The sequence below is a fragment of the Nostoc sp. UIC 10630 genome (assembly GCF_010747425.1).
In the GTDB taxonomy this organism is placed as follows: Bacteria; Cyanobacteriota; Cyanobacteriia; order Cyanobacteriales; family Nostocaceae; genus Nostoc.
On the sequence record NZ_JAAGOG010000213.1, the window covers coordinates 1 to 12,188 of the forward strand.

Below are 12,188 nucleotides of genomic sequence, written 5' to 3' on the forward strand. Positions count from 1 at the left end.
AGTAATTTTTATGTTTATAAGGAGAAATTCACTTGGCATCTAATAATTCTGTAGGAAGAACACAATCTCAAGTTCTTACTAAGGCGCTTGCGGCGATTGGGCGCAAGTATCAGCATCACATAAACGCTGCGGGTACAGCGACAATCATTGTCATGCAGTCAATGCCCTCTTATGGGTGGGGCTTGTTCGATTCGGCTCAGACAGCAATGACTTGTATGTTCGGCGGCGCTGGAGGTATTGGTGGGGGTGGTGCGGCGGCGGCAACTACGGCCATTAAAGCACTTCCCGCAGTTATAAATGCAACCATCACAGTGCTTTTGTTTGTATACTTTGTGGCTTCTGGGCTTAAGGTTGCCAACGGCATTGGTGAAGGACAGGAAGTAACGCAGATGGTTCAACAGCCCGTAGGCGTGTTTTTCATAATCCTGGTGCTTTGGATTGCTCAAAGTATCTTATTTAACGGCGTTACAGCCGCTTGTTAGTGATGAGCGAGTACAATAAATCGCCCATGAAACGGGTCAATCAGTCACTTGGTCAAAATGCAACAATAGGTATTTTTACTGGCTTTCAGTTTGCAGTCGCCTTATTTATGTTTGGCGTGGGCTTCATCATAGCGATTATGTTTGGAGCAGGAATAGTTTGGGGACTGCTGGCTGGTGTTTGGTTGAGTGCTACGGTGATAGTTTTATCTGGCAAACGTCCTTACTTGTTCTGGTCAAGAGTGTTCCCAAGCGTTCCAGTTTTCACTCGTGGCTATGTCAGATATTCTTCGCCCCAAAACAAAAAAAGGGCGGGTTCAAAGGGGATGCCTAAACTATGGTAAAAAGCAGCATTCGTAATCAAAAAATAGTACCCTTTGAAGACTTTTTAGACTTAGCAACTTTAGTAAAACTCAAAAAGGGGAACTATCAAATTGGAGCTTACTTGTTGAGCAAAAAACAAGTAAGCGACACTAACAACACGCTGCAATTAGTATTCGGATATGAATGCACTGGCTTTCACCCACTGTTTAATTCATCAGAGAGACTAGAGGCGATGGCCAAGGCTTTTGAGAACGGCTGTAAAGAGTTCTCCGAGGGTGAGAAATTCACCTTTCGTTGGTCTTCGTTTTGCGACGAAGACAAAGTAATTGAAGACTATCGCCAGAGGCTAGCTAGCCCTGTATCTCCTGAGAGTGAGTTTCTTGATTGGGGGCAAGTTGCCCGAATGCAGGAACTGACACGTAACCATCAGCGCAAGGATATCAAGCTCAGTATTTACACGACTTTTACTGTCCGCCCAGGAGGAACGGAAGGTGGTGACGCGGTAGATAGAGCGATAGTTAAGCTGGCGAACTTTTTACAGCGCAAATTCACCCCAACAGGAGCGACCGAACTCACTGTTCAAAACTTAATTCAAGTTCTTGAAAAAGCGATAATTGTCTCTTTGCGGCATCAACAAATACTATCGGAAATGGGTTTATTTCCCTCGCCCAAATCAGACAAGCAATTGTGGGGCGACCTAATTTCTAGAATGGGTGCGAAGGCTGTAAAAGTGCCCCATACCTTGGTTTATGATACAGGCGAATTAAGGGAGGAGATTAACGAAGCCGCGCCCAACTCATCGTGGTATAACGACCAATTGCACGCGACATCCGTACTTTTGAATAACGGCATACCCTACGCGGACAGACGCTGGGTATGTTTGCCCCACCAGAGTACTGACAAAAAGAAGTATATCGGCGTAATGACGCTTGCCCAAAAACCAGAGGTGTTTGCTTCAACCTATCAGCAAATACGCTTTTTATGGGACGTATTCTCACGCGAGGTTATTTATGATGTTGAGATAATAACAGAGATTAGCCCAGCCGATCAAAAAATGATTAGGCTTACCCAACAATTGATTACGAGGCGGTCAATAAATGCCTCCGCTAGCGCCAGTAAAAAGACTATTGACGTAGGAGCGCAAATTAATACGGAGCGGTCAGTCGATGCTCAGAAGCAGCTTTACACGGGTGATGTCCCGGAAAATGTAGCTGTCATAATCCTTGTTTATCGTAACTCTCCAGAAGAAATCGACGACGCTTGCAGGCTGATTTCAGGGTATATCAATCAACCTGCCGAGTTGATTAGAGAAATGCAATATACATGGTCAATCTGGCTTGACACTTTGCTGTTGAGACAGCGACCGCAGCTGACTTTTCCTTTCAACAGACGCGCCACTTTCTTTGCCAGTGAAGTAATTGGTTTAACGCCAGTCGTTCAAACAGCGCACGGCGATAAAGAAGGCTTTGAATTAATTGCTGATGAGGGGCAATCGTCAGTCTATATCGATTTGTCAAAGCCGAAAAACATGATGGTAATCGGCACTACCGGGAGTGGGAAATCGGTAATTATCGCCTCTATTATTTATCAATGCTTGGCGTTGGGAATGTCAGTATTAATGATTGACTTGCCAAATGATGATGGTTCAGGAACCTTTGGAGACTTCACGCCCTACTTTAATGGATTTTACTTTGATATCTCAAAGGAATCAAACAATCTTGTACAACCGCTAGACCTATCAAAGATTCCTGAGTCGCAGTGGGAGGAAAGGACAAAAGCCCATCGAAATGATATTAATTTAATCGTACTTCAATTAGTTTTAGGAACGCAAAAGTTTGATGGCTTACTATCACAAACTATAGAATCTGTAATCCCTTTGGGTACAAAAGCCTTTTACGAAGATGCTGACATCAAGGAGCGATTTGAAGTAGCGCGAAAAGCAGGGATAAACACCCCAGAGTGGGCGAATACCCCGACATTGGCAGATATGGAGAAATTCTTCTCGCTTGCGTACATTTATTTAGGCTATCAGGATGACAATGTAGAAAAAGCGTTAAATTACATCCGCTTGCGGTTACAGTACTGGCAAGCTAGTAGTATCGGTAGCGCTATCTGCAAGCCTTCAACCTTCCAAGCAGATAGCCAGTTGATTACCTTTGCTCTGACTAATCTGCAATCAGGAAAGGATGCAGAAGTGTTCGGGATGAGTGCATATATCGCCGCGTCCCGTCAATCCCTCTCCTCGCCCAATAGTGTATTTTTCATGGATGAGGCTAGCGTATTGCTGGGATTTTCTGCATTATCGCGGCTTGCGGGTCGGAAATGTGCTACGGCTCGTAAACAAGGCTGTCGGGTGTTTCTGGCGGCGCAGGATGTGATTTCTATCGCCAAATCGGAGGCGGGAGAACAAATATTACAAAATATGCCATTGCGATTGATTGGGCGTATTGTCCCAGGCGCGGCTAATAGTTTCTCTGAGTTGCTGGGCATCCCTAGAGAAATTATCGATAAAAACGAAAGCTTTGCCCCTAATATTCAGCAGCTATATACGTTGTGGCTGCTCGACTATAACAACAAGTATGTGCGCTGTCGCTATTATCCCTCCTATCCCTTGCTGGCGTTGGTTGCCAATAGCAGAGAAGAACAAGCCACGCGAGATAAATTCAAGAAAATTCACAGCGACAAGTTCACCTGGGTGGCAGAATTTTCTAAATATTATGTCGAGTGTATCAAACAGGGAAAACCATTATGAAGGTTCTATCATCAGTCATTGAAAATAAGCTGTTGCTGGCAATACTAGCAGGTGTCGTGTCAATAGGAGGCTTTCAAGTATGGCAATACAACCAAGCTCAATACGAAAAGCTTATTAGCGAAGCGAAGAATGGCTGTGGCGTGTACATAGAATTGGGCGAGGATGCCATCAAGCGCTCCCCCAGCCTGAGAGCATTGAAATATCAAAATAAGCGATTGAGTGGATTAGAGCAACCGGGGATAAACTCTGAATCCGCCGACCCAGGTGCTTATGTCATGCTTTTTCGATCCCCTGCTTCTACCCTTCCGCCTAATGCTTTGCCTTTCGATGATCCCTTCTTCACCAGTTTATTAAATAAGGAAGAATCACCTAAAACATTAATGGTTCAAGCTGTTTCCTTTGATTTAGCAAAAAAGCAAGCGACCGTAAAATCTCTTTGTACCAAAAAACCTTTTGTAGTAGCCCTGGAGGACTTGTATCTTGAATACCAACCGATTGATCGCAATCTCAGGCGCAGCAATTTTGATATCCTTTTCTAGCCTCCCTGCTAATGCTCAAGCTAGTCAAAACCAATCTTTTTTGACTCAATTCCAACAAATCTATAGTAGCTTGCAGACTTACATTAGTAATTATCAGAAAGAATTTACTAAAAGTTTGGGCAAGTTAGAAGCTGAATTAACCCAGGCAATTGAATCTAGTGTTGGTGATTTGGGTATTCCTGATCCCCTAAAAGCTGGTAAGAATATTGAGAAAGTCATTGAGAAACAAGAAGGCAATTTGCTGATATTAGATCCGCGCATTCAAGCCGACAATGCTATCAAGGATTGGAACCAGCAATATACACGCGGTCAGTCAGAATCAGTACTAGGGGTTGAGGGTCAACGAGTGCAATCGCAAGAGGCAGCAATAACTAATGATGCCACTGCTCAATCAAGCGAAAATGCTGCCGCCGCCCAAGAGGATGTTATTACCCAAGACATTCTTAAAAAGGTCGCTATTCAAAACTTGCAAAATGTTGTGATTGCCAAGTCTATCCACTCAGAAGCACAAAAGCAATCCCGTTCCTTGGCTGTTGCAAATATTAACCTTGCCGATATTTCAAACAGGCTTGATGAGCAAGCTGCGGCGAAGGATCAGGAATCTAACGCCGCTACTCGCCAGATAATCCAATCTGCTGCCGCTAACGATTCATTCTGGAAGAATCAATAATCGAGTCACAATAACGTTACGATAACTCAAATGATAACGTTCTTAGTTATTCTTTTTGCCCAAACGACAGGGCAAAAAGCTGGAGAAGATACGGGGACTACGAATTCAGGCGAAATAGTCGAAGGCGCTATCTCAGGCGCAGACCTAATCTATAAATCGTTTGAGAATGATTGGCTAGAATTAGCATCTGGAACAAGCCCAATTTATACGGCTGTCGTCGCCGTTTCTACTCTCGCGGCTGTTGTGATGATTGGCTTTGCATCATTTGGTTGGTACAGGAAGTATGCAGAAGAAGGGTTTGGTTATGATTTCATAGCCGAGATGGTTTTGCCATTAGTAGTAATTGTAATGCTTAGTAATAATGGGTTCCTCTTAGCAAACACAACAGTCGCATTAAAAAACGTATCGACCGGACTAAACAGGAGTATTTTAAATATTACGAGAAATGGGGTCAATTTGAGAGATGCTATACGGAATGTAAACGCTGACCAAAGCTTTGTCTTAGCCGCGCAGATAGCCTTAGCTAAGTGCGAAAAGCTCAACAACGAAAAGAAGGAAGGTGAAGAATTGAGCGAGAAACAAGCTTGTATCAAACAGGCTGTGGAGAATACACGAAAAGACGCGCAGAAAGCTAGAGAAAAGACTGGCGCGGGTTCTGGAGTCGGAAGTTGGAACCCCTTAGACCTTAGTGGCGAACTAATCAATAGCGCAATCCAAGGTTTTGTTTATGTCATTCTCAGTGGGGTATCGGCAGCTTTTCAGTACATCGTCCAACTGTCATTCTTAATGATTGCATTCGCTGCCCCAATCTTCCTAGTTCTATCTTTACTGCCTTTCCAAAGCAAGCCTATTTATGCTTGGCTTGCTGGCTGGTTAGGGCTGACATTGGTTCTGATTTCGTACTCGATAACTGTAGGTATTATTGCCAGCGCAATAGTCTCCAAGCCTTCCAGCAATCCTTTGCTATTGCAACTACTGCAAGCCATTTTCTCGCCATTACTTGCGGTAGCCATAGGTACTGGTGGCGGAATGGCTGTATTTTCAGCTTTCACTAGTGGGGTTAAATTCTCGGTGGGGTTAAGGAGATGAAATTATTAGAGAGAAAAGAGCTAAATTTCACCCCAATTTTCTTAATAGTCAATGCGGTTTTATTAATGCTTTTATTATTCATAGAAATTCTCAATTTTGCTCGGATAGCAACGTTTTCTAAAACGAAAGCTTCGACCTTGGTAGAATTGTCTGACGGCGAATCTATCAGAGTTATTCCTATAGGTAGCCTTGAGCGATCACCGCAAGCTATTACGTATTTTGTCGGGCAGACAATGACCGGACTTTTAAGTTGGAATGCTCTACCAAAGCCAAGCGATGATTACAAGATAGACCCCACCAAACAATTAAAATTAGATCCGGGGATATCGACATCAAAAGCCAAGATTACTACTAGTGCATGGGCTTCAGGTTTTGCGTTGTCAGAAGATTTTCGCGCACCATTCCTTGAAGAGATAAGTAATCTTACGCCGCCCGATGTCTTTAATGGGTCTACGCAATCAATCCTAAAAGTCAGCCTAATCAGTCAGCCGACTCGCATTAAGGATGGGCAATGGAAAGTAGATATGGTTGCAGAGATTGTTGTTTTCCAAGGCAGCAATTTAGTTGGTAAGCCCATCGCTTTTAACAAAACTGTATTTGTCAGGGCGATTGATACGGCTGCCCCGCCTAGATTTGCGTCCGATGTTCAAGAAACCGCCTCTCGTGTTCGCAAAGCGGGGTTGGAAATTTACAAAATCCAAGATTTAGATTTATGAGTCAGAACACCCAGTCAGCTTTGTCAGAGGCAACTATTGAGATAGAAGAGCAAGATTTTGCCGCCATGAACGGCGCTAAAACTTCTCACGCTAATGATTCAATTCAACCCTCCGAGAACCCCGCCCCAGAAGAAATTGTTACTGCTCAAACAGTCTCGCAATCTCCACTCTTAAAAATGGGCGTTGTTGCCCTGATTTGCCTTCTCTTCGTGACGATTGTTGGGGCAATGCTAGGCAATTCAATGAATGTGCTGAAATTTTCCAAGGGCATTGTGCAACCGCCCAAAGAAGAGCAAACGCCCCTAGCAGAGCCGGAAAATGAGACGGGCAAGGATAAAACAGCGCTTGCCCTGACTAGCCAAAATAACGAGTTAAAGCAGATTCGCGATCGCTTGCCTAGCCCAACGCCTACCCCTAGCGCAACCTTAGCCCCAATCGCACCCGTTACCCCTCCGATGCAACCAGTGCAGCGCCGACAACGTTCTTACCCAGTCGCCAGTCAGCCGACAGCGGCCTTCACTTTCCCCCAGGCTAGAGTATCTATTCCCCAGCCCCAGCCCAAAATTGCCCAGCCGAGCAGACAATCTTCTTTGGCGTTCCCAACGGCTGCAAGCAACGCCCCCACCCAAGACCCCACTCAGCAATGGCTTCTCGCTGCAAATGCTGGCAGTTTCAGGAGTTCAGTCGATGAATCAGAAAGGGAAAAACCCATCAAGATTAATGGAATTGAAGGAGGTACGGGAGGAGCTACACAAGTCGCCCAGAACACTACCATTAATTACAACGCTCTTCGCGTACTTGTTGGCAGCACCGCAGAGGGGAGGCTAGAAACGCCGATCGCTTGGGGCACTGGTGACGCTGGCAACCAGAATTACTTGGTGAAACTAACAAAACCCTTAAAAGCCTCAGATGGTAGGGACGTACTAAGAGTGGGCGCTTATCTGGTTGTTCAACTAGCAGAGTCCAATGGTTCGGGTTTCGCCAAACTGCGCGGTGTTTCAGTGTTGGTCAATATAAACGGCGATACGCAAGAAAAGCAACTCCCAGAAAATGCCGTTCTGATAATGGCCAAGGATGGTGGTTTCTTAAAAGCAGAGTCTCGCAGAGGCAGTAATCTGGGCAACAATTTCATCTCTGCTATTGTTGCGGGAGTCGCCAAAGCTGCCGAAGTACAGAATCGCCCCATAACTCAAGTCAGCAGTAACTCTAATGGCTTCTCTACTAGCTCCACTACCAACGAGCAAAAAGACCTATCCGCCGCTTTTGGAGAGGGTGCATTTAATAGCGTTCTTGATAATATCAAAAGCTCAAATGTTACACGTTCGCAACAGTTAAGCGGCAAAGAAGAAGTATTCGTGATTGACGTTGGTAAGCCAGTACAAATATTCGTTAATCAAACAATATCGCTCTAGTCGCTAGGAAAAATGTTAAATAAACTCGCTATTGTTACAACCCTCTTAATAGCTACTGCCTCAAGCGTGTCGGCAATGCCCATCCGAACGGTTTACGAGAATGATGCAAACTCCAACGCTATGGAATTAAAAGTATGGAAAGGCTATGGATTAACTATAAATTTAATGTCTACTGGGGAAACTATCAAGCAAGTTTGGATTGGCGATCCAAGTCGCTTTGCTTTTACCTCGAATGGTGGTTTATGCCAGTCATCAGGCGGTGATTCTGACTGCGCGGGAGGTACAGCGACTGTAATCTTTCTTCGCCAGATTGACCCGATCAAGTTTCCTGTTACCTCTAGCAGTAATGGAAGCACTCAAATTACAGTGCTTACCAATGATAATCTTTATCAATTTAAGATAGTCCCTGCTACTGGCAACCCAGCTTACACGAGCTTGGTAGTTAAATCGGACTCGGATCGACCCCTGCCAATTACCCGTCCGCGAACGCCACTTCCCCTAACAGTTCAAAAGCCGCAATCAGCGCCATCAGACTTCCCGCAGCCCTCGCCGCCACCACCTGTTGCCTTAATGCGCCCCAATCCTGGGACTACACTAAATGGTGCGATTCAGAGAAATGATGCTAATGCTCTCGCTTTTGGGCTAGCAGAAGCTGGGCGCAAAGGTCAAGTTAAACCCGGATCTACCATCTGGAACAAGGTGCAAGATGCTATCAAACTATTACGGCGTGGCAAGACAAGAGATGAGGCAATTTCGCTTTCTCAGGTCGATAAAACCATTTTTAATCAATTACTCCAATGGGGGCAGTTGTGAACAATTTTTCTAAATCTATTCGCCAAGAATTAGGCGATTTTCTGGATTCGTGTAGGTGTGAAGGTGAGTTATGGATGTTTCCACCAATTGGCTATTTGCTGCTTTTGACTACTCTTTTGGCTGTGGATCAGACAAAGCTTAGTCCTGCAACAACCTACTTAAAATGGCTGTTACCAATGCCCTTTGCAACCTTAACTGTATTGCAAATAAACCAGTACAGAAAATCCAAAAAGCTGTTAGCACCAACAGGAAATGTAGAGCTACAGCAAGACAAAAGTGGATGTGAGAGTTGTGCCTATTTTCATGGACGACAATACGACCAAGAAAAACTGATTTGTGCGGTACATCCACGCGGCTCCAATCAAGAACAATGTCCCGATTACTTTAACAAAAATCATGAAACTTAAGCCTTTTCTACTGGCTGCAATAGCTTCTCTAGTTCCGCTTTCCGCCTCAGTCGCACAGACACCAACAATCGATTATTCACAAGGCTTGTACAAGACGGCTGCCCCCGACTGGTCGAAAATCACATGGGATACTTTGCCACCCGTTCAACAGCCAGGATTTTTAAAGATACCTAAAAACCTGATTTCAGTTTTTGGCTACGACCCCTCGCGCTCGTGGACAGCAGGGCAAAAAGTAGACTCTGTTGTGATGTTGGGCGACGCGGATGATGCTTTTAAGATGTCGGACTTGAGCTTAAAGGCCATTGACACGGTGGCTTTGCCCACTACAGCCACAACCACCAAACCCACCCTCAAAGACTTTGGATTAATGCAATGGCAAACGCCAAAAACATTAGTTAAAGCAATGCCTGAATTAAGCAATCTGAGCCTATCAGAAGTTCCTCCATTAGCCGAACTATTCTCCAAGAACGGCGGCGGTGGCGGCACTATTTCTCAGTCCATAGCCTCAAATCCTCAAGTCGCAAACCTGACACTAGATAAGATTGACCTAAGCAAATATTCGCTTGATTCAATTCCTGGGTTGGACAAAACTCAGCTAGGAAACTTTGAATCATGGCAGCAAGCTTATGTGAATCAAATTCCTAAATTAAGTCAAGTGCCCTTTGATAAAATGCCTCAGCCTATTAGCTCTGGGATAGACGTTGTGGGTATCGCGTCGGTTGTACTTGGGACGGCTGAAAAAGGCGATGCAAGGGCTGGGAATGATTACTTTGTGTCTGGCAGCGTTGTCAGAGGCGATCGCACTTTAACAGTCGCCTGTCCTCCAGGCATTGAATGCTCATACTTAGAGATGGGGGATTTTGCTGGCAGTCAGGGCAGCTTGTATGGTAAGCGTTGGGCATCAGGCTCATCCCAACAAGTCAAGGGTGGTTATGGAATTCTAGCCGCCGTGAATGGGGGCAAGGAACCCACGGGGCGGCTAGTGTATGGTAGTGGGTTCAAAGTGGCGCTAACTGGAGTTAATGAATCCCTTGGGACTGCCGACTTTGGCTTGTTCTTTAGGATCTGTGCGCGACCGCCATTCCAGCAAAAAACTTGTACCCCTTACTTCATTGGCCCAGTTCCCTGGTTGCCCGTGAGTGAGAATGATTTGGTTATCGTGGGGACGGGACGATGACCGAACAATTCGCAATTCGCAATGGGCTACGCCCCGCTTCGCTGTTTTCATGCCCAAAGGGCTGTACGCAATTCGCAATGGGAAAAAGTGAATTGGAAATGACAGGGACTCCTAAGACAGAGGTTAAGCCAAATCAATTTATTCCCGCAGGACTTGAATCGGCTCTGTTATCCCCCGCAGGTTTAGGGGTACTCGTTTGTGGCGCGGTGATTGTAATCGCCAAAATCATCGATAGTAGGGGAGGTATTGCCAAGCTAGCGACAGCGCGCTGGGGCGGGACAAGAGAGAAAACAGCGGCTCGTCAGTTGGCGTGTAAACAAATCCAGCAACGCTTGCATAACCGAGTATCGCTGTATGTGGGAACTCCCAAGAATACAACGAGCGAGGTTATTAATGGTGTCCGTAGAACTTGCATCCCTGAAGATTCAACAACCCTTTATTTTCCAGAGGCACAGCGAGGCATCCTAGTTTGTGGTGGCCCAGGGAGTGGAAAGTCATTTTCAATGATTAATCCCCTGATACGTTCGGCAGTAGATCAAGGTTTCCCCTTGGTACTTTATGATTTCAAGTACGCGCACCAGGAATCAGCTGATTCTCCATCTAAAGGGCAAGCTCCAATACTTGTAGGGTATGCATTAGAGCGCGGTTATCAGGTTACTGTGCTTGCCCCAGGCTTTGCAGAATCAGCAGTTGCCAACCCTATAGACTTTCTTCGTAGCAATGAAGACTCAGAGATGGCGCGGCAGCTTGCGATTACACTCAATCGCAACTTTCAATTGGGTGATAAAGATTCTGGAAATAGCTTTTTCACTAATGCTGGAGATCAGCTGGTGCAAGCCGTCTTTATGCTAGCGAAAGGAACAGAGTTCCCAGATATTATGATGTGCCAAGCAATCCTGGGGTTGCCAAAGTTAGTTAAGCGCATTGAGCAAGCAGAAAATCTAAACTTCATGGTTAGAGAGGCTTTCGCACAGTTTGTCTCTGTTGCGGGTTCCCCAGAAACAGCAGCTAGTATTGTGGGTACAGCTAGCGGATTGTTCAGCCGCTTCATGGTTCCCTCGGCATTAGCAGCGTTCTGTGGAAAAACTAATATTCCATTGGATCTGAAGGGGCGGCAGATGGTGGTATTCGGGATGAACAAAGAAAAGCGTGATGTAATTGCCCCTTTGCTTGTCTCGATTCTGCATCTATTAGTTAGCCGGAATGTGGCTAATAAACGTACTTGTCCTTTGGTATTAGGGATTGACGAATTACCTACTCTTTATTTACCAGCACTGGTTGATTGGCTGAATCAGAATCGGGAAGATGGGCTAATTTCAATATTAGGGTTACAAAATCTCTCAATGCTGATTGAAGCTTATGGAGAAAACACAACTAATGCAATATTTGGTGGTTGTGCTACTAAAGCATTCTTTAATCCCCAAGATGATGTAGCCGCCGAACGATTTAGTAAGTTTTTAGGTGAAGAGGAAATTAAATACAAGCAACGTTCTCGTTCATCAGGAGGCAAGGGTGGTGCAAGTATTTCTAATTCTGACCAAAACAGTACTCGCAAGTTATTTGATGTCAATCAATTTAACACCTTACCATCGGGAAAAGCAGTAATTATTAGTCCAGGTTTTGGTTCTCGTGGTCAAATAAGTTTGCCAATCTTGGAATCAATTAAGATTCCTCAGCATGAAATCCAATCGGAAGCCGAGAGTGTGAAAGCTTGGTACGAGTTTCAAAAGTTCTTATCTAAAAAGTCTACTCTCTTAACTCCAGCAGATGAAGAAATGAAAATTCGCCGAGCCTCCGCGATAAAATTGTT

At 45.1% G+C, this 12,188-nt stretch carries 12 protein-coding genes; all 12 read left to right on the forward strand.

Going from position 1 to position 12,188, the window contains the following annotated elements; all coding sequences use genetic code 11:
* Positions 1 to 32: 32 nt before the first annotated feature.
* Entirely contained in the window at positions 33 to 482 is a 450-nt protein-coding gene (locus G1O98_RS31790; protein ID WP_175586952.1) for a hypothetical protein, read from the forward strand.
* Positions 483 to 484: 2 nt separating this feature from the next.
* Entirely contained in the window at positions 485 to 823 is a 339-nt protein-coding gene (locus G1O98_RS31795; protein ID WP_163934752.1) for a hypothetical protein, read from the forward strand.
* Positions 817 to 3,555, forward strand: coding sequence for a DUF87 domain-containing protein (locus G1O98_RS31800; protein WP_163936792.1), 2,739 nt, complete (start codon positions 817 to 819; stop codon positions 3,553 to 3,555). Before G1O98_RS31795 ends, G1O98_RS31800 begins: the two co-directional genes overlap by 7 nt.
* Positions 3,552 to 4,094 (forward strand): hypothetical protein, encoded by a 543-nt coding sequence (locus tag G1O98_RS31805; RefSeq protein WP_163936795.1) that lies wholly within the window; start codon positions 3,552 to 3,554, stop codon positions 4,092 to 4,094. The genes G1O98_RS31800 and G1O98_RS31805 overlap by 4 nt, the downstream gene beginning before the upstream one ends.
* Complete coding sequence (locus tag G1O98_RS31810) at positions 4,036 to 4,764, forward strand: hypothetical protein (protein WP_243458605.1); 729 nt, start codon at positions 4,036 to 4,038, stop codon at positions 4,762 to 4,764. The genes G1O98_RS31805 and G1O98_RS31810 overlap by 59 nt, the downstream gene beginning before the upstream one ends.
* A 30-nt stretch (positions 4,765 to 4,794) precedes the next feature.
* Positions 4,795 to 5,853, forward strand: coding sequence for a hypothetical protein (locus G1O98_RS31815; protein ID WP_163936797.1), 1,059 nt, complete (start codon positions 4,795 to 4,797; stop codon positions 5,851 to 5,853).
* Entirely contained in the window at positions 5,850 to 6,569 is a 720-nt protein-coding gene (locus G1O98_RS31820) for a hypothetical protein (RefSeq protein WP_163936800.1), read from the forward strand. Before G1O98_RS31815 ends, G1O98_RS31820 begins: the two co-directional genes overlap by 4 nt.
* Positions 6,566 to 7,981: a hypothetical protein gene (locus G1O98_RS31825; RefSeq protein ID WP_175586953.1), complete on the forward strand. Its 1,416-nt coding sequence runs from the start codon at positions 6,566 to 6,568 to the stop codon at positions 7,979 to 7,981. Before G1O98_RS31820 ends, G1O98_RS31825 begins: the two co-directional genes overlap by 4 nt.
* Positions 7,982 to 7,993: 12 nt before the next feature.
* Complete coding sequence (locus G1O98_RS31830; protein ID WP_163936802.1) at positions 7,994 to 8,794, forward strand: TrbG/VirB9 family P-type conjugative transfer protein; 801 nt, start codon at positions 7,994 to 7,996, stop codon at positions 8,792 to 8,794.
* Positions 8,791 to 9,201 (forward strand): hypothetical protein, encoded by a 411-nt coding sequence (locus G1O98_RS31835; protein ID WP_163936805.1) that lies wholly within the window; start codon positions 8,791 to 8,793, stop codon positions 9,199 to 9,201. The genes G1O98_RS31830 and G1O98_RS31835 overlap by 4 nt, the downstream gene beginning before the upstream one ends.
* On the forward strand, positions 9,191 to 10,378 hold the full coding sequence (locus G1O98_RS31840) for a hypothetical protein (RefSeq protein ID WP_163936808.1): 1,188 nt from the start codon (positions 9,191 to 9,193) through the stop codon (positions 10,376 to 10,378). The genes G1O98_RS31835 and G1O98_RS31840 overlap by 11 nt, the downstream gene beginning before the upstream one ends.
* Positions 10,375 to 12,188, forward strand: a 1,814-nt coding sequence (locus G1O98_RS31845) for a type IV secretion system DNA-binding domain-containing protein (RefSeq protein WP_243458606.1), incomplete at its 3' end; no start/stop codon positions are given. The genes G1O98_RS31840 and G1O98_RS31845, both read left to right, overlap by 4 nt.